The organism is Psychrobacter sp. GTC18467 (genome assembly GCF_055397455.1).
The window spans coordinates 188,390-210,140 of record NZ_AP038920.1 but is presented as its reverse complement, the minus strand read 5'-3'; the positions used below and the strand labels follow the sequence as shown (position 1 = coordinate 210,140).

Annotated in this window: 17 protein-coding genes and 1 other RNA gene; 13 read left to right on the top strand and 5 right to left on the bottom strand. The window is 45.7% G+C overall.

Annotation, left to right across the window (positions count from 1 at the left end; translation table 11 throughout):
- The first annotated feature begins 250 nt into the window (after nt 1-250).
- Entirely contained in the window at nt 251-2,158 is a 1,908-nt protein-coding gene (locus ACZ5XY_RS00845) for a mechanosensitive ion channel family protein (protein WP_464742078.1), read from the top strand.
- A gap of 61 nt (nt 2,159-2,219) precedes the next feature.
- On the opposite strand, the gene ACZ5XY_RS00840 is transcribed toward ACZ5XY_RS00845, so the two are convergent.
- From ACZ5XY_RS00840 to ACZ5XY_RS00825, 4 genes are all read right to left on the bottom strand, one after another.
- Nucleotides 2,220-2,960, bottom strand: coding sequence for a Smr/MutS family protein (locus ACZ5XY_RS00840; RefSeq protein ID WP_464742076.1), 741 nt, complete (start codon nt 2,958-2,960; stop codon nt 2,220-2,222).
- Nucleotides 2,961-3,020: 60 nt separating this feature from the next.
- Nucleotides 3,021-3,878, bottom strand: coding sequence for an indole-3-glycerol phosphate synthase TrpC (gene trpC / locus ACZ5XY_RS00835; RefSeq protein WP_464742074.1), 858 nt, complete (start codon nt 3,876-3,878; stop codon nt 3,021-3,023).
- A 60-nt stretch (nt 3,879-3,938) separates the two neighbouring features.
- The gene (gene trpD, locus ACZ5XY_RS00830) at nt 3,939-5,045 is read right to left on the bottom strand and encodes an anthranilate phosphoribosyltransferase (RefSeq protein ID WP_464742072.1); all 1,107 of its coding nucleotides are present in this window, start codon (nt 5,043-5,045) and stop codon (nt 3,939-3,941) included.
- A 79-nt stretch (nt 5,046-5,124) separates the two neighbouring features.
- On the bottom strand, nt 5,125-5,748 hold the full coding sequence (locus tag ACZ5XY_RS00825; RefSeq protein ID WP_464742070.1) for an anthranilate synthase component II: 624 nt from the start codon (nt 5,746-5,748) through the stop codon (nt 5,125-5,127).
- A gap of 450 nt (nt 5,749-6,198) precedes the next feature.
- Between ACZ5XY_RS00825 and glnA the strand changes: the two genes are divergently transcribed.
- Nucleotides 6,199-7,608 (top strand): type I glutamate--ammonia ligase, encoded by a 1,410-nt coding sequence (glnA, locus tag ACZ5XY_RS00820; protein ID WP_464742068.1) that lies wholly within the window; start codon nt 6,199-6,201, stop codon nt 7,606-7,608.
- Nucleotides 7,609-7,762: 154 nt separating this feature from the next.
- The gene (locus ACZ5XY_RS00815) at nt 7,763-8,608 is read left to right on the top strand and encodes a DUF4124 domain-containing protein (RefSeq protein ID WP_464742066.1); all 846 of its coding nucleotides are present in this window, start codon (nt 7,763-7,765) and stop codon (nt 8,606-8,608) included.
- A 57-nt stretch (nt 8,609-8,665) separates the two neighbouring features.
- Here ACZ5XY_RS00815 and ACZ5XY_RS00810 read toward each other — a convergent pair whose 3' ends face one another.
- On the bottom strand, nt 8,666-9,385 hold the full coding sequence (locus ACZ5XY_RS00810; protein WP_464742064.1) for an SIMPL domain-containing protein: 720 nt from the start codon (nt 9,383-9,385) through the stop codon (nt 8,666-8,668).
- Nucleotides 9,386-9,559: 174 nt separating this feature from the next.
- Between ACZ5XY_RS00810 and ffs the strand changes: the two genes are divergently transcribed.
- From ffs to ACZ5XY_RS00760, 10 genes are all read left to right on the top strand, one after another.
- Nucleotides 9,560-9,656, top strand: an RNA gene (ffs, locus tag ACZ5XY_RS00805) — signal recognition particle sRNA small type.
- 192 nt (nt 9,657-9,848) lie between these two features.
- The gene (locus ACZ5XY_RS00800; protein WP_464743659.1) at nt 9,849-10,448 is read left to right on the top strand and encodes a LemA family protein; all 600 of its coding nucleotides are present in this window, start codon (nt 9,849-9,851) and stop codon (nt 10,446-10,448) included.
- Nucleotides 10,449-10,498: 50 nt separating this feature from the next.
- Entirely contained in the window at nt 10,499-13,135 is a 2,637-nt protein-coding gene (locus ACZ5XY_RS00795) for a M48 family metalloprotease (protein ID WP_464742062.1), read from the top strand.
- A 56-nt stretch (nt 13,136-13,191) separates the two neighbouring features.
- On the top strand, nt 13,192-14,001 hold the full coding sequence (locus ACZ5XY_RS00790; RefSeq protein ID WP_464742060.1) for a hypothetical protein: 810 nt from the start codon (nt 13,192-13,194) through the stop codon (nt 13,999-14,001).
- 41 nt (nt 14,002-14,042) lie between these two features.
- Nucleotides 14,043-15,143 (top strand): 3-phosphoserine/phosphohydroxythreonine transaminase, encoded by a 1,101-nt coding sequence (gene serC / locus ACZ5XY_RS00785; RefSeq protein WP_464742058.1) that lies wholly within the window; start codon nt 14,043-14,045, stop codon nt 15,141-15,143.
- A 43-nt stretch (nt 15,144-15,186) separates the two neighbouring features.
- Nucleotides 15,187-16,980 (top strand): extracellular solute-binding protein, encoded by a 1,794-nt coding sequence (locus ACZ5XY_RS00780; RefSeq protein ID WP_464743657.1) that lies wholly within the window; start codon nt 15,187-15,189, stop codon nt 16,978-16,980.
- A gap of 96 nt (nt 16,981-17,076) precedes the next feature.
- Nucleotides 17,077-17,856, top strand: coding sequence for a hydroxyacylglutathione hydrolase (gloB, locus tag ACZ5XY_RS00775; protein ID WP_464742056.1), 780 nt, complete (start codon nt 17,077-17,079; stop codon nt 17,854-17,856).
- Between the two features lie 40 nt (nt 17,857-17,896).
- Complete coding sequence (locus tag ACZ5XY_RS00770) at nt 17,897-18,955, top strand: microcin C ABC transporter permease YejB (protein WP_464742054.1); 1,059 nt, start codon at nt 17,897-17,899, stop codon at nt 18,953-18,955.
- 2 nt (nt 18,956-18,957) lie between these two features.
- The gene (locus tag ACZ5XY_RS00765; RefSeq protein WP_464743655.1) at nt 18,958-20,013 is read left to right on the top strand and encodes an ABC transporter permease; all 1,056 of its coding nucleotides are present in this window, start codon (nt 18,958-18,960) and stop codon (nt 20,011-20,013) included.
- Nucleotides 20,013-21,641 carry an ABC transporter ATP-binding protein gene (locus ACZ5XY_RS00760; RefSeq protein ID WP_464742052.1) on the top strand — a complete coding sequence of 543 codons (1,629 nt, stop codon included), beginning with the start codon at nt 20,013-20,015 and terminating at the stop codon, nt 21,639-21,641. The genes ACZ5XY_RS00765 and ACZ5XY_RS00760 overlap by 1 nt, the downstream gene beginning before the upstream one ends.
- Nucleotides 21,642-21,751: the final 110 nt, after the last annotated feature.

The window sequence follows — 21,751 nt, the reverse complement described above, 5'->3', positions numbered from 1 at the left end:
TGAATTTGATTCAAAGTAAGTTTTGGTGAGTTAAATGGCAGTTTTGCAAAATAAAGTTATCAATTAAAACAAAAGTAACAAACTGTGGCATTTAAGTCACTTGGATCATCTTGAAAGGTGGTATTTATTTCGCTTTTAATGCTTTAAGATAAATAAAGGTTTTAAATTACCATTACAAATGAGGTCTGTTTTGCCCCCCTTAACATCTTGGTCGCCCATAAATATTATTACTTGGTTTTTTCGTACTTTTATGATTGTCATTCAAAGGCTGCTACAAGTCGCATTTGGCTCAAAATTTTGGCTCGCATTATTCTTAACCGCTCAGTTGGGAATGAGTGCAAGCTTAGCGGCAGAGGGCGGTGTTCTTGGTCTTGGTGGGACGACGGCTGAGGATGCCGCTCCTGAATTGCCGCCCGACCCGTTTGGTCGTGATACGCCGCGTCATACGGTTCAAGGCTTTATCAGCGCTCTTGGGGATAATGACTATCTGCTTGCCAGTAATTATTTAAACTTGTCTAAAGCGGACAATCCGGCAACGGTCATGCGCCAATTTAAACAAGCCCTTGATGCAGGCGGCAGATTTCAGCCGGATTTGCAGATTAATAACACCCCTGAGGGCAATTTAACCGACCAGTTGCCCGCCGACCAAGAAAAAATTGGCAGTATCAATATCGGCGATAAAAGCGTTCCATTGGTGCTTGAGCGCAAAACCGCAAAAAACGGCAGTCAATATTGGCAGTTTTCCAACGAAACGCTACGCTCAATTCCTGAGGTGATTGAGCACACCAAACCAACTTTGGTCTCTAAATACTCGGTGGCTTCTTTAGAAGACAAGAAATTTTTTGGCTATCAAGTTAACGACTTATTGGCGGCGCTTGGCTTGACGATTAGCGGTTTTGTATCGACGTATATTGTCGTTTGGCTGCTGTTTCATCTGCTTAAATTTGCTTATCCGCGCGTTCGTGGAACGCCGCTGCCCCTGCCCAATAAAGTCATTTTGCCCCTTGCGGTAGTGATTGTTGCGGTCACGCTGTCGGAGGTGATGGTTTACGCGGGCGTCTCAGTCACCCTTCGCGAGCCGGTCAAGCGTTTTACCGATATTGCGCTTTGGCTGGCGCTCACTTGGCTTTTGCTTCGCGTCATTGATGCCATTTTTACCCGCGCTGAAAATATCAGCTATAAGAAAAACTATACCGAGCGGGTGTCTATTTTGGCGCTGCTGCGAAAAATCGTCAAAGCCATACTGCTTATTTTTGCCGCGATTGTCATTTTTGGCAATTTAGGCTTTGATTTAACAACCGGAATTGCCGCGCTTGGGGTTGGTGGTTTGGCATTGGCACTTGGGGCGCAAAAAACTATTGAAAACCTAGTTGGCAGTGTGGTCGTTGTTGCCGACTCACCGGTTCGAGTCGGCGATTATTGTAAATTTGGTACTTATGAAGGCACGGTGGTGGACATTGGCATTCGCTCATCGCGCGTCCGGACGCTGGCGCGAACCATTGTCACCATTCCTAACGGTGATTTTTCATCGATGCAAATTGAAAACTTTGCTGCTCGCGATATGTTCCGCTTTTTGCATAATATTTATATCAAACGCAGCGCAGATATTGAAGTTATTTTTAAGATGGTGAAAGACTTAGACACCTTTTTAGACAAGCACTATTTGACCAATCAGGAGTGGAATCAGGTCAATATCCTAGAGCTGCGTCAAGACTGCTATGTCATTCAGCTGCAAGCTTATGTCAATGCCAGCGGTATTGCTGAATTTTATAATAAACAAAATATTATTTTTGTCGATATTCTGCAAAAGGTGGCAAATTACGATGTTGAACATGCGCTGCCCACTCAGCAGTTAATCGTTGATGAACAAAGCCATCAAGAACACCTTGCCGCGCCTTTAACATCGCCGCCAAATTTAGCAAAATTTGACAATGACAAGCGGCAAAATGCTGAAAATCAAAGCCATCAAGAGCTAAGGGATGAGCCAAAAGATTTAATTGAAGCCGTGGAAAACGCCGCTTATGTCACCGATATCAGCTACGATGAGCGCGCAAAAGCGGCGCAATTAAAGCAGCACAGCAAAAAACCGCTTCATAAACGTCAATATAAACGCGCTCATAAAGGCTTTCGCTTTCCAAAGTTTAAGCATGAAAAATAGTTAATCACCAATACCAAAAAAGGACAGCAATTGCCGTCCTTTTTTATACGAATTGAAACGCTTATTTAGTGTTCGGCGTGTCGGTTTTTTGCTTTTTAAGCAAGACCAAAACCGCGCCATTACCGCCATCTTTGGCAGGAGCGGAGCAAAATGCCAGTACTTCAGGTAATTGACGCAACCAGCCATTAATGCAGGTTTTTAATACCGCATCGGTGCCTTTACCATGAACGATTTTAACCACCGTTTCGTTATTTTTCTTAGCTTGCGAGAGCAGCTGACTCATCGCTGTTCGCGCCTCATCAATGGTGCAGCCGTGAATGTCAACGGCATCAAACCAGCGCAATTTGCCTTGCTTTAACTGAGTAAAGATTTTATTTTGTAGCGTTGGCTGTTTATAGGACAAATAAGCTTCGCCTGAAACCGGATTTAATAGCGCCTGCATGTCCGAAAGCCCTGCGCCAAGCTGACTGTCTTCGCCGCCTTGAGCTGCTGCCCGTTTTGATAGCGTTGCTGCATCAGGTTTTGAAGTGCTACCACCGGCAGGTGATCGGACATTTTTATCCGCTAAAGGATTAACACCATGCATGGCTTGCATAAACAAGACTTTATCATCGTCTAATTGCTCGCTATCAAGCTTTTTGACGGTTTTTTTAACTTGTTTTTGGGTCGGAAGGGCAACTGGCTCAGTGGGCTTTTGGTGGTCGCCATCGCTGCTGTTACTGGTGTCGCGACCTCGGCTAAGCTCACTTTTAAGCGCTTTAAGTTGGTCTTGCATGTCTTTTGAAAATAACGAATTTGCCATAAGAATAAACTGTCAGTTAAGAAAAAAATAAAATCATTTAAAACTATTCAAATAAAAAGGTTACGCCCGCACCGCGACCGATTCAAGTAAAGATTGTAACGCCGCGCCGGGGTGGTCAGTTTTCATAAACTGCTCACCGATTAAAAACAGATTGATGTTGGATTCAAGCATCAAGCGGATATCATCCGCGCTATGAATACCGCTTTCGGTCACGATGAGCGGTTTTTGTTCCTCATCACGGGCAAGATTGGCAAGCAGGTTTTGCTTTAAATCAAGCGTCGTTTGCAAATCCACTTCAAAGGTATTTAAGTTTCGGTTATTGACGCCATAAATATTGTGCTTAGATTTTGGCAATAGTAACGCGCGCTCAAGCTCCTCTTGGGTATGAATTTCAATCAAGACGTCCATGCCAAGGCTTGTGCTGACCTCGTGCAAGCGCTTGGCGGTATCATCATCAAGGCACGCCATAATCAGCAAAATACAATCCGCGCCCAAAACAAACGACTGATAAATTTGGTACTCATCGACCATAAAGTCTTTTCGAAGTACCGGAAGCTTACAAGCGGCGCGAGCGGCAACCAAATATTCATCTGCGCCTTGAAAATAATCGCGGTCGGTTAATACTGACAGACAAGTCGCGCCTGCAGTCTCGTATTGTTTGGCAAAAGCAGTCGGGTCAAAGTTATGATTGATAATCCCTTTTGACGGCGAGGCTTTTTTAATTTCGGCAATCACGCCTAAATTTGCCGATCGTAAGGCATTGGCAAAGCCGCGACGTGGCTCAAGGGTTTTTTTTGCCTGAGCTTCAATATCTTCAAGGGAGGTTTGCAGTTTTGCCGCCGCAACTTCCTCGTGTTTGGTGGCAACAATGCGCTGAAGTACCGAGGGAATATCAGGATTTGATGATTTGGTGGTCATAATTTTTCCAAAAGGGCAGGTGCCCAAATTTTCAAATTGAATAAATTTTAAAAAATAAAACTAAACGGCAGCAAGATTTTGCGAGTATTTTGCCAACTCGTGCAACTTGGTCAGCGCTAAGCCATTATTGATAACGCTTTGCGCTTTTTTGACGCCGTCGGCATAGCTTTGTGCAATTCCTGCGGTATAAATTGCTGCGCCAGCATTAAGCGCAATCATGTCTCGGGCTTTTAACACGCTTTTATCATCCGTTGAATTGCCCGATAGCGCCGCTGAAATAAGCGCTAAGCTGTCCTCAGGGGAGGTAACATCAAGACCCACCAAGGCTTGCGAGTCGATTCCGGCGTGCTCTGGTAGCAAATCGTAAACGCGGATGTTACCGTCTTTTAATTCGGCAACCGTGGTGGCGGTGGCAAGACTGATTTCATCTAAGCCATCTTTTGCGCCAACGACCATCACATGGCGCGCGCCAAGATTTTGCATAACTTTGGCTAAAGGCTCGCAAAGCCTTGCGGTAAATACGCCAATGACTAAATTTGGAACGCCGGCAGGATTGGTTAGTGGTCCTAAAATGTTAAAAATCGTTCGCGCTTTAAGCTCGCGGCGAACCGGATTGGCATAACGCATGGCACTGTGGTGATTGGGGGCAAATAAAAAGCCAATGCCTTGATTTTCAATGCAAGCAAGCGCTTGTTTTGGGGTTAAGTTTAAACTGATTCCGGCTTTTTCAAGCAAATCCGAACTTCCTGATTTGGTCGAAACGCCGCGATTGCCGTGTTTGGCAACTTGAGCGCCGGCAGCAGCGGCAACGAGCGCTGAAGCCGTTGACACGTTAAATAAATTAGCGCCATCGCCGCCTGTACCAACAATATCAACCAAATGCGCACAATTTTTTGGGGCGATATTGTCCGCCAAATCTCGCATTGCGGTGGCAGCAGCGGTAATCTCATCGATGGATTCGCCTTTCATACGCAGGCCAGTCAAGATTGCGCCCATCATGGCAGGGCTGCATTTGCCTTGCATGATGATAAGCATCACCTCGTGCATCTCATTAAAGGTTAAATCAATATGCTGAAAAATCCGGTCGAGCGCGGTGGTTAAAATCTTATGAATGTCGTCATCGCTTAATGCCGCGACGTCAACCGCGGTTGTTTTCTTATTACTCATAAACAGTCACTTCGTTTTTATTTTTTAGCAGCTTTAAAAAATAGCTTTTAAGTTGAATCGCTTTTTAAGTTAAAAGCATTTAGCCGACTTGTGGCAGCTCATCGTTATTTAACACCGCTAAATCATGCGCGGCTAAAAAGTTATTTAAAAGCTGATAGCCGGCTTCACTTAAAATGGATTCAGGGTGAAATTGAACGCTCTCAATATCCAGCGATTTATGGCGAAATCCCATGATTTCCTCAATGCTGCCATCGGTATTTTGCGTCCAAGCGGTCACTTCAAAGCAGTCGGGCAGGCTGTCTTTATCGACAACGAGGGAGTGATAGCGTGTGGCTTCGATAGGATTGGGAAGGTCAAAAAAGACGCCTTGGTTGTTATGATAAACTTGGGACAAACGACCGTGCATCACAAGCCCTGCCTTGATGACCTTGCCGCCAAACGCTTGACCGATGGCTTGATGACCCAAACAAATCCCTAAAATTGGAATCACGCCTTGAAGCTCATGGATGATATCAAGCGAAATGCCCGCGCGATCGGGGTCGCAAGGTCCAGGTCCTATGACGATGACGTCAGGATTGAGGGCTTTGATATCGGCAATATTTGCTTGATCGTTACGCCAAACGGTGATGTCCTGCTTGAGCTCACCAAAATACTGTACAATGTTGTACGTAAAGCTGTCGTAATTATCGATCATCAAAATCATAAGCTTGTCAACCTGATTGAAACGTTGGAAAAGGCAAAAGCCGATTGGGTGTAGATAGGGTTATTAGTTTTAATTAAGGGTTTGTTGTTGCGCTAAAGCCAAGCCATCAGCGTCAAATCTAAGGCATCAGCGCTAAATCTAAGCTATCTTAGCACGATTGCCCTGAATGTTTGGCTTTTGGTATTATTTTTTAATGCGCGGATGGCAAGTTGATTATAGCGAAAACTGCCGCGCAAAATCCAACGACAATTGCAAAGATTGTTCAAAGCTTAGCAAAAATTAGCCAGATTGCGTTTTTAATCACAATTTTTTAAAAAGTTATCCTCACAGCTCAAGCAATTTTTCGCAAACATTGTTAAAATAGATGCAAATTTTTAGGTTGCCAATTTTGGTGCTGAATTTTACTTGCCATCATTTGCCCCGCCATGACCCTCACGAGGAAAGTTTTTTATGTCGAATAAATTGTTAGCGCTTATCGAATCGTCAAATGCCAAATGGGTAGATTTTCGCTTTACTGACACCCGCGGCAAAGAGCACCACATCAGCTTTCCGGCGTCAAGCATTGATGAAGAAGTGATTGAAGACGGTAAGATGTTCGATGGCTCATCGCTTGCCGGCTGGAAAGGCGTTGAGGCGTCCGACATGATTTTGCGACCGGATACAGAGACGGCATTTATCGACCCGTTTTTTGATGCGGTCACCGTGGTGGTTACTTGCGACATTATTGAGCCATCAACCCTGCAAGGCTACGACCGCGACCCGCGCTCGATTGCCCGCCGCGCTGAAGAGTATTTAAAATCAACCGGCATTGGCGATACGGCGTTTTTTGGTCCTGAACCTGAATTTTTCGTATTCGATGAGGTTAAATGGTCAATTGCCATGTCAGGGGTGAGCCACACCATCATCGCTGAAGAAGCGGCTTGGTCAACCAATAACAGCTACGAGTGGGGCAACATGGGGCACCGCCCGCGTGTTAAAGGCGGCTATATGCCGGTACCACCAATTGACAGCAGCCAAGATATGCGCTCGGTCATGTGTGAGCGCTTAGAAGAAATCGTCGGCGAGGGCAGCATCGAAGTTCACCACCATGAAGTCGCCCCGTGTCAGCTTGAAATTGGCGTGGCGTTTAATACCTTGGTTAAAAAAGCCGATGAAGTTCAACAGCTAAAATATGTCGTTCATAACGTTGCTCATCAATTTGGCAAAACCGCAACCTTTATGCCAAAGCCGGTCGTTGGTGACAATGGCTCAGGAATGCACGTTCATATGTCGATTTCAAAAGACGGTCAAAATATCTTTTCAGGCGACGAGTACGCAGGGCTTTCAGAAGATGCGCTGTATTTTATTGGCGGTATCATCAAGCACGCCCGCGCGCTCAATGCCATCACCAACCCATCGACCAACAGCTATAAGCGTCTTGTGCCGCACTATGAAGCGCCAATTAAGCTTGCTTATTCGGCATCGAACCGCTCAGCGTCAATTCGAATTCCGCACGTATCAAGCCCCAAAGCCGTCCGCGTTGAAGCCCGATTCCCTGACCCTGCGGCAAACCCATATTTGACCTTTGCCGCGCTGCTTATGGCAGGACTTGATGGCATTCAAAACAAAATCCACCCAGGAGAAGCTGCCGACAAAAACCTTTATGATTTGCCGCCAGAAGAAGAAGCGCAAATCCCAACGGTTGCTGAAAACTTGGAAGTTGCCTTGCAAGCGCTTAAAGACGACCATGAGTTTTTGTTAAAAGGTGATGTGTTTACCAAAGACATGCTGGATGCTTTTATCGCTTTAAAAGAAGAAGAAGTGCTGCGTTTAAATATCACCGTTCATCCAGTTGAATTTGATATGTATTACAGCTGCTAATCTTTAACTTTTTAAAGCCGCTAAAACCAGTTGAGAGCCATCTTGACTGGTTTTTTTATTATCCTGATTTTAAAATAGACTGTTATTTTAAAAAATATACCGCATAATAGGAGTTATAAAGTTAAACAAATTTTTAAAGTTTTGGAAACCCTAAATGAAAAATTTTGCAAAATTAAGCTTATATAAAGGCATTGGCGTAGCTTTGATAGCAAGCGTTAGTATTTCGGCAATGGCAACCTCTATTTACAAAGTCGTTGATGAAAACGGTCGCATCACCTTTACCGACACGCCGCAGCATTATGAAAGTCAAGCCGGCAAAACCATTAGCCCTGTTGCCGTTTCTGAAAGTACCGCGCTGTTAAATAACCGTACCGCAAACCATTCGACAACCAACCAAGCGCTAAATAATCAACCAGCAAACCAACCCGCGCCGCCTCAGCAAGTCGATAATCAAACCAGCTCACAAAACAGTTCTCAAAGTACTTCAACCAACAACGCTCAAGCCAGTAACGAAAACAGCAGCCAAAGCAAACCGCAAGCGCCAAGCCCAAACTATCAGCTGACGATGACTGAGCCTAGTGCGGCGCGAGCTTACCGCCGACCTGCGCAAAATATCGTGGTTACTCTGCAAGTCAAACCTGCGCTTAAATCTGGCGATAACGTGACCATTTATATCGATGGCGCAGCGGTGGCACAAGGGCTAAGTGCCAGTATTGCCACCGTTGATTTGATGCCAGGTGAGCATACGCTGAGCGCGGCAATTACTAATCAAACCGGACAAACGATTTCGCAAGTCTCGCAAGTGGTTTATGTCATTCAAAATACGACCGTTTTGCAAAATAAGAAAAAACTTGCCGAGCAGCTACAAGCCTACGAGCGCTTATCTTGGCCGCAAAAAGTGCTGCTTAAAATCCGCCAAGACAATATCAATAAAGCTGAAGCCGCTAAAAAACAGCAAACGGCACCAAAAGACCCCTTTGGCGCGTTGATTGGCAACTAAATAAATGAACAAAGCAGCCTAAATTTAGACTGCTTTGTTAACCATAACTTTAAGCGATTATTTGGTCAGCTCAATCGTCCCATTTGCGGTAACTGAAATGGTGCTGTTTCCCGACTCAAAGCTTTGGCTTGGAACGCTAGCATCCGCCATTTCTACTTTTGCCGCCACCATATTATACATCGGTCGCGGATAGTTATTATTGTTGGTGTTTAGATTGACATTGACCACACGGTAGCTGCGAGCATCCCAAGCTCGGGTTAAATTTTTGGCTTGGTTTTGAAAGGCGCGTGATACTTCCGTCATCAAGCGCTGTTCAATGGTGTTCTTTTTGCTGTCGGATACGCCAAAGTTTAAGTTGTCCATCACCATGGTGGATTGCAAATCAGCAATCAGCTGACTGGTTGCCGCAAAGTCCGTGCTTTTTAGGTCGATATTGGCTTGACCTGTCCAGCCGATGATTTTGTCGTTTTTGTCATAGCGCGGGTAGGTGCTTTGCTGACCGGTGCTGACGGTGACAGTTGGGTAGCGTTTGGCGATTGCCATCGCATTATTGACCGCGGTATTTAACTGCTTGGCAAGCGTTTTGGCATCCGTGGCTTGGGCTTTTTTATAAAGGCTTGCGCGAACTTCATCGTTGGCAACTTCTTCTTTAACTTCGCTTTGAAAGCTGATTTGGTCGTAACCCGTAGTTGCAGCTTGGGCACTCATTGCTGCTACTGATAATAAACTTGCTGCTCCTAAGGCAAAAAACCCTTTGGTTAAATAGTGAGGGGTCATGACAGTCTCCTAATAAATTTTATATCAAATTATTTAGGTTAAAATATCAAATTTTGACAGAAAATCTATGATGATTTTGTCAACAAAATGGCACTAATAACTGAAATTTAGCAATAAATGCGCAATAAGGCTTGAAATAACCGCAAAACCTTGTATAATCATTTTCGGTGGCTCCATTGGTAGCCTCGCAACATTGTTCTATGAACCCCGCCAGGACCGGAAGGTAGCAACGGTGATAGATTTAATGTGTGCCGAGGATTTGCTAGTGGAGTCGCTTTTTTTTGCCTAAAATTTGGCTGTTTTTATAGTTAATGATGAACTCGCAATCTGGCGGGTTTTTTTGTGCCAAATTTTTGGGTAATTATAAGTTTTACTTATCAATATCAGTTAAAATAGTAATAAGCAAAAATAGCAAATAACATGGCAAATATTAAATAAGAACTAAACGGAGAATCGCAGCGTGATGACCTTTTTTTGGCTGGTTTTAGGCATGATTATTGCCGTTTTAATCTTGGGCGTGATGATTTTTAACCGTTTGGTGCGGGCGCGTAACCAAGCCAAAAACGGCTTTGCGCAAATCGATGTTCAGTTAAAGCGCCGTCATGATTTGATTCCTAATTTGGTCAATAGTGCCAAGCGCTACCTTGAGCATGAAGAGCAGACACTCACTCGGGTGATTGCGGCGCGAAATCATGCCCAAAGCTTGCAAAATTCAAGCGCTCATCGCCCTGAGTCAAGCGAGCATATGGCGCTATTTGCCAAAGCTGAGGAGGCGCTAACCCAAGCGCTTCGGCAGTTCTCAGCGGTGGTTGAGGCGTATCCGGAACTCAAAGCCGACAGTATTATTAAAGATTTGATGGAGGAGCTGACCAATACCGAAAACCGCATCAGCTTTGCCCGTCAGCATTACAATGACAGCGTGATGTTTTATAACAATGACCGCGAGACGTTTCCAAATACCATTATCAGCGGAATGTTTGGCTTTCGGGCGCTCTCAATGCTGCAATTTGCGGATAAAGCCGAAATTACACGCGCGCCAACGGTCGATTTGTCACGGGCATGATTTAAAGCTTTCGTTTTTTGTGGCATTGACCATTAAAGGAATGTGAAAAGATGGCGGTCAATCGTCAGCAATCAGCGCATCTTGATTTTTTTCGGCAGCAGCGTAGCCGCCGTCAACGCAGTTGGTTGCTTTTTGGGCTATTTTTGCTGGTGGTGCTGGCGCATTTGGCGGTAACGCTTGGCATTGCTTGGTTCATCATGTGGCTGACTGGCGGCGTTTATGCTTGGGTTATTGTGGCGATTGTCATTTGGATTGTCGGCAGTTTTTTATTTGGCAGTGTTATTGAGTATCAGCGCTTAAAAGCAGGTGGTCGGGCGGTTGCGCGGCGGGTTGGGGCGGTGCGCTTATTTATTGACCAAAGTTATGACGCGCTGCCAAAAAGCAGTGAGGTGGCGCAAGACGAATCAACTTCAAAGGTGCGCTTTAGTGCTTGGCAAATCGCGGTAAAAAATGAGCGCGATTTTCCACTCATTTATCGGCGTTATTTTGAAACCGCTCAGCAAATGGCAATTGCTGCCGGTATTCCGCTACCGCTATTGTATATTTTGCCCAATGAGCTTGGCATCAATAGCTTTGTTGCTGGTCGTGACCCTAACGATACGGTGCTTGTGGTTACTCAGGGCGCGCTTGAAAAGCTTGATGATGAGGCGCTTTATGGTTTGATTGCCCATGAAATGAGCCATATTTTGCAGGGCGATGCGCAATTTAACTTACAGCTTTTGGTGCTTTTGGCAGGACTGCAGCTGCTTTATGATTGGAGTGACCCGCTTTCGGCGTCAACAGCGGCAAACTATTCACCCAATCAGCCGTTACCGAATCAGCGCGATATTGACGCCGCCGCTCGCAAAGCAGAATTAGCAACGGCGCAATTTACGACCCATGATGAGTGGGTCAACTATTGGCAATCGCGCTCAGTGCCGCAATTGCGCAGCTCGGCTTTAGATTTTAGCTCATCTGAATCGTCATCCTTGCAAGTTGGTCGGCTGATGCTGCACAGTTTAAGCTTTTCGAGTATGGCTTGCGCTCAGTTTATTAAAAGTAGCTTTAACCGCGAGCGCGAATTGCTTGCTGATGCCAGTAGTATTCAGCTGACGCGCTCGCCTGCGGTGCTGGCAACGCTCAAAGCCATTGCCCAAGACCCCATCGGCTCACGGTTGACAAATACCGCTGAAATCCACGGCTTAAGCCATTTTTTCTTTGCCAGTAGTGGCGCGGATTTGGGCGACAGCTCTTGGTTTGCGACCCACCCAAGCTTAATGACCCGAATGCAGGCGATTGATTCAGTCGAGTCGCAAAAGTTTTCGTTGCAAAAACAAAGGGCGCAGCAAAAAAAACATCAGCAAATCAAAGCCATTTATGAGCAGCGCCGCCTTGGCGATTGGGGCGTTATCCTCGCGCAAGCTTCAAAAAATAGCCTAAGCAAAGAAAAAATTAACCCTAATCTTAGCCAAATTAATAAGCAAGAACTCACCTTTGAACCCACTCACGAGGTCATCATCGATGGTCGCTTGCAAACCGATATCTTTTCAAAGCATTACCCTAAAACCATTGACCCTGCTGCTGCGCCTTTAGATGTTGAGATTGATAAAAACTGCCCTGTTACCTTGCAAGATATCAACTGCATTGGACTGTCGCAAAATATCCTCGACCATTTACATCATCCGCTTGGTGCTATTGCGATGATTGAAATGGCAATGCTTTGTCATCAAAGCCGCATGATTTCAATGGAGCATCATTATAGTTTGGGCGAGATTTGGCAGGACAGCCGGCAAACTGCCAAACCGATACTGGCACACCCGTTTGATAAAAATTTGCTCATTAGCGTGGCGCGGCATGATAGGCGGCTTGATAGCGCACTGATTATAAGCGCCGTTGGCAAATTGCAAAAAATGGATATTTCAAGCAGTAGCGTAGAAAAATTACATCAAATCAGCCTTGAGTCGCATTCTCACCAAGATGCCGAGCGTTATTTTCAACAAAAAAAAGCGCATGAGATGGCACTGCGCTATAAAAACGGTTTGTTAACACTACTAAAGCAGCAGTTGGTAGTGCTGCTAACTTGCGAAGTTGCTGCTTGGCTTGAAGCATCATCAACCGATGAGCGTTTAACCCTTCCTAAAAATGACTGCCCAATGCTGCCGCTTTGGCAAGCGCTTCATCTGTCCGCATTTTATCAAGCGTTAATTCAGGCGCTAGGCGAGGACAGCGGCGATTTTGATAACCTTTTGCAAACTGCCATTGATGATATTTTGCATCAGCTTGACCCGTCCGATACTGTTTTGCTGCCACTGCCAGTCTTTGAGCAAACGATGGTAATTTTATCGGCCTTTGCCTTATCAAAGCAGCTGCCACGCTCAGCTTTGGCTTTAAAACAAGAGCTTCCAGAAAAAATCAAAGCATTTCGGCAGTATTTACGATTGATGTCGGTCAGCTTGGATGATATTGAGGACGCCAAGCTGCAATGGTTATTGTTGGTGGCGGCAAAGCTGAACAGCTTACAGCTGATTGCCGTGATTTGTTACTCCTCGTTTTGCCAAAAGCCTGCCAAAATCGCTTATAATAGCTATTCAAATTGGCTTGGAACGCTGCACACCTTGATGCTTCATGACACCATCATCACTCAAGATGAGTTTGACTGTCTGACGCTACTGGCACTGCGCTGGGTGGGCAAATCTAAGCTGTTTTAAGCCGATTGAGTGATTCAATTTTTGCAATTAAGGTGATGGATTTTGGGTGGCATAATATGAGTGAGACGAAAGATTTTGCCAAAACCCAAGCTGCTTCGGTAGATGATGACCAAAAGCGCCAGTTATTGCAGCACCTCAAGCAACAGCAGCAGCGGCAAATCTTAACCATGATGGGCGTCATGCCTTGGGTTCAGCGCGGTACAAAAACGCTCGTAATGAGCGAAACGTTACCCAGTATCGACGAGATTACAACCCTAGTCAGCCATGTTGCGCCATCGCCAGTTGTGACAAACGATATTTTAGAAGCTTCGGTAAGCGCGCCAAGCATTGATTTGGCGTATGACGGTTTTAATAACAGTATAACTAGCCCTCTTGATAATCCCTTTGACAATGAAGCTAAAATTGACAGCGAGTTTGATAACGCCAATCTTGATAGCATTGATAATGAAGAGTTAACCCAAGCCGAACTATCAGCCGAAGCCGATGAACAAAACCCGCAAGTTGCGCCGTTTGCCTTAGATACGGTATCCGTTGGCGATTGGGTGCTTTTGGTTGATGTTGAGGCACTGACCGATGAGCGAGCGATATTGTGGCGCAATATTATCAAAAACTTAGAGCTATCAAGCGCCGCGTTTAGCTTTCCGCTTTGTAATGGCATGCGTGATAAAATGCTGGCGGAAGCTTCGCTTGCCGGTCATATTTTTAACATTTGCAGCAGCAAAGAGGATGTTTTTGTTGCTGCATTGACCAAGCTGCCATCCGAAATCAGCCACCCAAATATTCGACCGCTTCCCACATTAGATGATATGCTAGCAGATGCCGATGCCAAGCGCCGCTTTTGGCAACAAATTTCAACGCCATTATAATTATTCACCATACTAAAAATTGATATAAATAAGGAAAAATTATGAGTTCTCAACATCGCCTTGCTAACTTTTGCGCGGGTCCTGCGGCAATACCAACCGCCGTTCTTGAGCGTGCCCAAGCTGAACTCCTTGATTGGGAAGGTCGCGGCTTGTCGGTGATGGAAGTCAGCCACCGCAGCGCTGAATACGTTGCCATCACCAAAAAAGCCGAAGAAAAACTGCGCCGATTGATGACTATTCCGGACAATTATAAAGTGCTGTTTTTACAAGGCGGTGCAAGTTTGCAGTTTTCTGCCATTCCGCTAAATTTATTAAATGGCGAGACGGCGGACTATTTGGTGACTGGAACGTGGTCAAAAAAAGCCATTAAAGAAGCTGAGCGCTACGCCAATCTAGGACTTGGCAAAGTAAACCAAGCGGCAAGCGGCGCAGACAGTAAATTTACTGATGTTCCTGACCAAAGCGATTGGCAACTCAGCGACAACGCCGCTTATTTTCACTACTGCGCGAATGAGACCATCCACGGCTTACAAATCTTTGAGCCGCCAAAAGTTGATGCGCCAATTGTTGTTGATATGTCGTCGTGTATTTTATCGCAGCCTGTTGATGTTACCAAATTTGCCATGATTTACGCCGGCGCGCAAAAAAATATTGGTCCTGCTGGCTTGACCATCGTCATTATCCGCGAGGACTTGTTTGGTAAGGTCAGCGAGTGGTGCCCAATGCTGCTGAATTACGAGCACCAAGCCGAAAAAGAATCGATGTCAAATACCCCTGCGACCTATTCTTGGTACTTGGCGGGACTGGTGTTTGATTGGTTAGAAGAACAAGGCGGCGTTGAAGCCATTGCCAAAATCAACGCGCAAAAAGCCAAACTGCTTTATGATGCCATCGACAACAGCAGCTTTTATCACAATGCCGTTGCCAAAGAGCACCGCTCAATCATGAACGTGCCGTTTACTTTAAAAGACAGCAGCCTTGATAAGCTGTTTTTAGAAGAGTCAGAAAAAGCAGGGCTATTAAACCTCAAAGGTCACCGCGAAGTTGGCGGAATGCGCGCCAGCATTTATAACGCCGTTCCGCTTGAGTGGGTTGAACAACTGGTTGACTTTATGCAAAAGTTTGAACAAAAACATGGCTAGCATGAGCGCCGCATTAACAAAGCGTTTGCTGCCTTTAGTATTGATGGCGGCAAGCGCTTTGCCTATGATTGCGATTGCCGCGCCCATTACCACGACCGCGCTCGGTCACAACAGCACGGCAAAATATCGTGACGCGTCCAATTTTCCGTATGCCAACCCAAACGCGCCCATTGGCGGCACGTTATCGCTTGAGGCTCGCGGCACCTTTAACGCCGCGAACAAATGGATGACCACCGGCGTTCCGATGATTGGCACCGATTATCTTTATGATACCTTGATGACCGGCTCGCTTGACGAAGCCTTTACCATGTATCCGCAGCTTGCCACCCGTGCCACCTTTGACCCTGATGATAGCAGCTGGATTATTTACCACATCAACCCAAAGGCGCGGTTTTGGGATGGCACGCCGGTGACAAGCGCAGATGTCAAAGCCACTTATGAGGCGCTATTAACCCGTGGTCCCATGTTTGTTCGCAGTTATTTGGGCGACATTAAAAGTATCGAAGCTCTTGATAAGCACCGCGTTAAATTCAACTTTGCCTCAAGCGACAATAAAGAGATTTTATTAACCGTTGGTCAGTTTCCTATTTTTGCCAAATCCTCGATTGATAAAGATTTTGAAAAAATCAGCTTAACGCCTTTAATGGGAAGTGGACCTTATAAATTAGGTCGCGTTGAGGCGGGGCGCTCGGTCAGCTATGTTCGTAACCCAAATTATTGGGGCTGGCAGGTGATGGCAAACCATGGTCGATTTAATTTTAATACCATTAAATTTGTCTATTATCAAAGTGATGAGATTGCCTTTGAAGGGTTTAAAGCCGGTCAATATCGCTTTCGCCCTGAAAATAAAGCCGCCAATTGGGCAACCGGCTACAATTTTCCGGCGGTAAAAGCAGGTCTCATTAAAAAAGAAGCCATCCCAAGCGCCAATCCTGTAGCGATGCAGGGTCTGGTTATGAATCAGCGGCGCAAGATATTTCAAGATATTCGCGTCCGCGAAGCCTTAACGCTGGCTTATGATTTTGAATGGATGAATAAAACCCTTTTTCACCACCAATATGAGCGCTTGCAAAGTTATTTTCACGGCTCAGAGCTTGCGGCAACGGGTACGCCATCAACCGCTGAGCTTGCCGTATTGTCGCCACTTTTGGACAAGCTTGAGCCGATTCAGCGAAAAGCGGTGCTTACGCCTTGGGAGTCGCCAAAATCCGATGGCAGCGGCTTTAACCGTGATAATTTGCTAAAAGCGCGAAAATTGCTGCTATCTGCCGGATTTTTTTATAAAAATATGCAGCTTTATCAACCTGATGGTAAGCGCGCTGCCATTGAAATTTTAATGAGCGATGAAAAGCTGGCTCGGGTGATTTTGCCTTATGCGCGCAATCTTGAGCGCTTAGGATTTGCGGTTCAATTGCGGCAAGTTGATACCGCGCAATATTATGAGCGAATGCGCCGCTATGATTTTGATATGACGACCGATATTTTTGCGCAAAGCTTATCGCCCGGTACTGAGCAAGCCGCATATTGGGGCAGCGCGGCGGCGGATGAAGTGGGAAATAACAATACCATGGGAATCAAAAACGCGGCGATAGATAGCGTGATTGCCAAGCTTAATAACGCCAAAAACCGCGACGAAATCATCCTTTATACCAAAGTTTTGGACAGATTGCTGCGAGCAGGGCATTATTTAGTGCCGCTTTATGGTAAAACCACCACGACGGTGGCTTATTGGGATGAGTACCGTCACGCCGATAAGTTGCCAAGTAACGCCATTGGCATTGATTATTGGTGGTCGGATAAACAAGCAGCAGCGCGCGTAGACGACTATTTAAAGTAAAAGCCGATTTAAAATAAAAGTCACTAATTTTATATTGTTAAAATAAAATTTTGCTAAATTAAAAATCAGTTTAAAAAATCACGATTAGGAGACGATATGAGCTTACAAATCTATCCCATCAAAGCCTTTAATGACAATTATATTTGGACGCTCATTAACCCAAGCAATCACCAAGCCATTGTCATTGACCCCGGTCAGGCAGCACCGGTGATTGAGTATTTAAATGCCAATAATCTTGAGCTGATTGCGATTTGGGTGACTCATCATCATCATGACCACACCGGCGGCGTCGCGGAGCTGCAAGAACATTTTCCGATGACCCATATCGTCGCCCACAATGAACATGGCGTTGAGCAAGACCAATCGGTAAAAGAAGGCAGTACGGTCAATGCGTGGTGTCATTCGGGGCAAGTTTGGGAAGTCGCAGGACATACCGCAAATCATTTGGCGTATGTTCTTGATATCGAGGGCAAAAAGCACGTCTTTTGCGGCGATACGCTATTTAGCGGTGGCTGCGGTCGGGTATTCACCGGAACGATTGAGCAGCTATTTGATAGCCTTTCGCGATTGGCAAGCTTACCTAAAGACAGCTTGTTTTATCCGGCGCATGAGTATACCCAAAGTAATTTGCGCTTTGGGCTGTCGATTGAACCTGACAATATTGCCATTCAAGACGCGCTTAACGATGCAACAGCCAAAACCGCGCAAGGTATCCCAACGCTTCCGGTAAGCTTGGCTCATGAATGCGCGGTTAATGTGTTTTTGCGAACCACTGAGCCTAGCGTTATTGCCGGAGTTAGCGCTAAAACACCATTGCTGGATGATAAGCCATTGACGGTATTTGCTGCGCTTCGGGAACTTAAAAACAATTTTTGAGCTTATTTTTTTGGGTTTGATTTAACGATAGGACGGCGCTATGGGACGATATATCATCAAACGGCTGCTGCTGATTATCCCAACGCTTCTGCTGATTTTGCTGGCAAACTTTGTGATTGTGCAAGCTGCCCCTGGTGGTCCTGTCGAGCAGCAAATTGCGCAAATTGAGCAAGCAGCAAAAATGGGCGCGGTTGAGGGCAATATCGGTAGCGGCAACAACAGCACCTATCAAGGCACTCGCGGCTTGTCTGAGGACATGGTCGCGGCGATTAATAAGCAATATGGCTTTGACAAATCTGCGCCCGAGCGCTTTTGGCTGATGCTAAAAAATTATGCCAAGCTTGATTTTGGGGAGTCGTTTTTTAAAGGTCAATCGGTTACCGAGTTAATCCTTGAAAAAATGCCAGTGTCGATATCGCTTGGGCTTTGGAGCACTTTGCTCATTTATCTGATTGCCATTCCGCTGGGTATTTATAAAGCCATTCACCACAATTCGATGATGGACAAAGCCACGGCAATGCTGCTTGCAGTTGGTCATGCCGTTCCGGTGTTTGTATTTGCGGTGATACTCTTGGTATTTTTTGCAGGGGGCAGCTATTGGCATATTTTTCCGCTTCAAGGTCTGACTTCTGAAAACTTTGCAGAGTTAAGCTTGTTTGCCAAAATTAAAGATTACTTTTGGCATTTGGCATTGCCGCTGCTGGCAAGCACAATTGGCGGCTTTGCAGGGCTGACCTATTTGACCAAATTTAGCTTTTTAGAGGAGCTTGGCAAGCAGTACGTGTTGACCGCTCGCGCCAAAGGTTTGGGGTCGCGGCAAGTGCTTTACGGTCATGTGTTTCGAAATGCGATGCTGATTATTATCGCGGGGATTCCGTCTGCCATCGTTGGGATATTTTTTACCGGCAATTTTTTGATTGAAATTATCTTTAAGCTTGATGGCTTGGGGCTTTTGGGGTTTGAAGCGATTGTTCAGCGTGATTATCCAGTGATTTTTGGAACGCTATTTATTTTTACCTTGGTTGGGCTGCTGCTGCAACTCATTAGCGATGTCAGCTATCAGCTGATTGACCCGCGAATTGATTTTGAGGGTCGCTAATGATGGCTAAAACTGCTCAAAATTTTGTCTTAGAAAAACGCCGTTTAAATCCGATTTGGCAAGCTCGTATCAAACGCTTTCGGCAAAACCGTTTGGGCGTCATCTCGCTCATCTTGTTTTTAGTCATTTTTGTGATTTGCATGGCAGCAAACGTCATTGCCAATGACAAGCCGCTACTGGTTAAATTTGATGACCGCTACTTTGTTCCAGTCGCCAAAGCCTATCCGGAAACTGCATTTGGCGGGATATTTGAAACCGAAGCCAACTATAAAGACCCTGCCGTTCAAGAGCTGATTGCTGCCAAAGGCTTTCTGGTCATGCCGCCGATTGCCTTTGCTGACCAAACGCCCAACGTTGAGCTTGGATTGCCATATCCTGCGCCGCCCAACGCGAAAAACTGGCTTGGCACCGACGACCAAGGTCGCGATGTTTTGGCGCGGATTCTTTATGGCATGCGTGTGTCACTGCTGTTTGGGATTGCGTTAACGCTTGCCGGCGCGGTGATTGGCATTGTGGTTGGCGCGGTTCAAGGCTATTACGGCGGCTGGGTGGATTTAGCCGGTCAGCGCTTTATGGAAGTTTGGGGCGGGATGCCGCAGCTGTTTATGATTATCATTTTGGTCAGCTTATTTAGCCCAAGCATTACGCTTTTGTTTGCCATGATGCTGCTTTTTGGTTGGATGGGGCTTGTGGGGTTGGTTCGGGCAGAGTTTTTGCGGGCGCGCAATTTTGATTATGTCCGCGCGGCTCGTAATTTGGGCGTAAGTGACCCGCAAATCATGTTTCGCCATATTTTGCCCAACGCGCTTGCCTCAAGCTTATCGCAGCTGCCGTTTATGTTGACCGCTAACATTGTTGCCTTAACCGCGCTTGATTTTTTAGGTTATGGCTTACCGCCTGGTTCGCCATCGCTTGGCGAGCTGATGGTTCAAGGTAAAAACAATTTAGACGCGCCTTGGCTTGCCTTATCCGGATTTTTTAGTTTGACCATTGTGTTGTCCTTGCTGATTTTTATTGGCGAAGCGCTTCGCGATGCGTTTGACCCGAGGCGCTCATAATGAAGCTAATTGATTCAACAATAAACTATGACCAAGCTTTTATATTAAGCGTTCAAAATTTGCAAATTGTAACGCCAAATCAGACTGTTTTGGTGGAGGATTTAAGCTTTGATTTGCAAAAAGGTGAAACGCTTGCCATCGTTGGTGAGTCCGGTTCAGGAAAATCAATTAGCAGCTTAGCATTGCTTGGGCTGCTACCAACGAGCCTAAATATTTCAGGAAAAGTTCAATTAGATGAAGTCGGCGCATTGCCCATTAATGATGCTGACAATCACGAAAAACTGTTTAAAAGCATTCGCGGTCGCCGGATTGGCATAATTTTTCAAGAGCCGATGACGGCGCTTAATCCGCTGCATACGGTTGGCAAACAAATCACCGAGTCATTAAAACTTGCCGGAATCCCAAAAGCCAACTGGCGCGAGCAAACGCTCAATTTATTAACCGACGTTCAAATCAATAATCCAAGTGACAAACTGTCGCGATTTCCCCATGAATTGTCCGGCGGTCAACGTCAGCGGGTGATGATAGCCATGGCATTGGCGCAAAATCCGGACATTTTGATTGCCGATGAGCCGACCACCGCCCTTGATGTGACCTTGCAGCATGAGATTTTAGCGTTATTAAATCGCTTAAAAGCCGAGCGCGACATGGCAATGATGTTAATCAGCCATGATTTAAACCTCGTTCGCCGCTATAGTGATGACGTGATTGTCATGCGTCAAGGTCGCGTGGTGGAGTCGGGAGCAACCCAAGATATTTTTGCCCATCCCAAAGCGGATTATACTCGCGCTTTGATAAATCAAAATTTTGGCAATGCGCTAACCATCACTGATGACTCAAATTCCGTATTAACGGTCGGAAATTTGACCATCCGCTATCCGATAGAAAAGCGCTTTTTTGGTGGGGTGAAACTTTGGTTTGAGGCGGTAAAAGACCTAACGTTTAGTCTGCCGCAAGGTCAAGCGCTTGGTATCGTTGGTGAATCGGGGTCAGGAAAAACCACCACCGCGCTTGCCCTTTGCCGATTGCTAAGCAATCAAGCAAAAGTTGATGGTCAAATTTGCATTCATAATCAAGATATGTTAGCGCTTGGCAAGTCCGAGCTTCGTAAATTTCGCGCCCAAATTCAAATGGTTTTTCAAGACCCTTTTGCCAGTATCAACCCTCGAATGACCGTGCTGCAAATCATTGAAGAAGGCTTAATTGCTCAAGGTATTGATAAAGCTGCGCGGCAATCTCAAGTCATTGACAGCTTGCAAACGGTTCAACTTTCTGCCGATTTTATCCACCGTTATCCGCATGAATTGTCGGGTGGTCAGCGTCAGCGTGTTGCCCTTGCCCGAGCGCTTATCATGAAGCCCAAACTTATCATCCTTGATGAGCCAACGTCCGCGCTTGACAGCTCAACTCAGGTGACGGTTGTCAAGCTGCTTCGCAATATTCAACAACACTTTGGCATCAGCTTTGTGATGATTAGCCACGATTTAAACGTCGTTCGCGCGCTTTGTCAGTCGCTGATGGTATTAAAAGACGGCATTTGCGTTGAGGCAGGCAAGGCGGAACGTATTTTTAATAATCCTACCCATCCTTATACCCAAGCGCTGATTAAGGCAAGTGTTAGCTCTTAACGCCTTGCTTTAATCAGCGCAAAAGTGACCTTAATAAGTAACAATAATGGTATTTTTTGCCGGCTAAATTCAATTATAATCGCTTTTTTTAATATCAAAAGCGGGTTATA

Excerpts from the sequence above, each read along its gene's own strand:
- ACZ5XY_RS00845 (WP_464742078.1), top strand. The coding sequence starts at position 251 with ATGATTGTCATTCAAAGGCTGCTACAAGTCGCATTTGGCTCAAAATTT.
- ACZ5XY_RS00840 (WP_464742076.1), bottom strand. The coding sequence starts at position 2,960 with ATGGCAAATTCGTTATTTTCAAAAGACATGCAAGACCAACTTAAAGCG.
- trpC (WP_464742074.1), bottom strand. The coding sequence starts at position 3,878 with ATGACCACCAAATCATCAAATCCTGATATTCCCTCGGTACTTCAGCGC.
- trpD (WP_464742072.1), bottom strand. The coding sequence starts at position 5,045 with ATGAGTAATAAGAAAACAACCGCGGTTGACGTCGCGGCATTAAGCGAT.
- ACZ5XY_RS00825 (WP_464742070.1), bottom strand. The coding sequence starts at position 5,748 with ATGATTTTGATGATCGATAATTACGACAGCTTTACGTACAACATTGTA.
- glnA (WP_464742068.1), top strand. The coding sequence starts at position 6,199 with ATGTCGAATAAATTGTTAGCGCTTATCGAATCGTCAAATGCCAAATGG.
- ACZ5XY_RS00815 (WP_464742066.1), top strand. The coding sequence starts at position 7,763 with ATGAAAAATTTTGCAAAATTAAGCTTATATAAAGGCATTGGCGTAGCT.
- ACZ5XY_RS00810 (WP_464742064.1), bottom strand. The coding sequence starts at position 9,385 with ATGACCCCTCACTATTTAACCAAAGGGTTTTTTGCCTTAGGAGCAGCA.
- ACZ5XY_RS00800 (WP_464743659.1), top strand. The coding sequence starts at position 9,849 with ATGACCTTTTTTTGGCTGGTTTTAGGCATGATTATTGCCGTTTTAATC.
- ACZ5XY_RS00795 (WP_464742062.1), top strand. The coding sequence starts at position 10,499 with ATGGCGGTCAATCGTCAGCAATCAGCGCATCTTGATTTTTTTCGGCAG.
- ACZ5XY_RS00790 (WP_464742060.1), top strand. The coding sequence starts at position 13,192 with ATGAGTGAGACGAAAGATTTTGCCAAAACCCAAGCTGCTTCGGTAGAT.
- serC (WP_464742058.1), top strand. The coding sequence starts at position 14,043 with ATGAGTTCTCAACATCGCCTTGCTAACTTTTGCGCGGGTCCTGCGGCA.
- ACZ5XY_RS00780 (WP_464743657.1), top strand. The coding sequence starts at position 15,187 with ATGGCGGCAAGCGCTTTGCCTATGATTGCGATTGCCGCGCCCATTACC.
- gloB (WP_464742056.1), top strand. The coding sequence starts at position 17,077 with ATGAGCTTACAAATCTATCCCATCAAAGCCTTTAATGACAATTATATT.
- ACZ5XY_RS00770 (WP_464742054.1), top strand. The coding sequence starts at position 17,897 with ATGGGACGATATATCATCAAACGGCTGCTGCTGATTATCCCAACGCTT.
- ACZ5XY_RS00765 (WP_464743655.1), top strand. The coding sequence starts at position 18,958 with ATGGCTAAAACTGCTCAAAATTTTGTCTTAGAAAAACGCCGTTTAAAT.
- ACZ5XY_RS00760 (WP_464742052.1), top strand. The coding sequence starts at position 20,013 with ATGAAGCTAATTGATTCAACAATAAACTATGACCAAGCTTTTATATTA.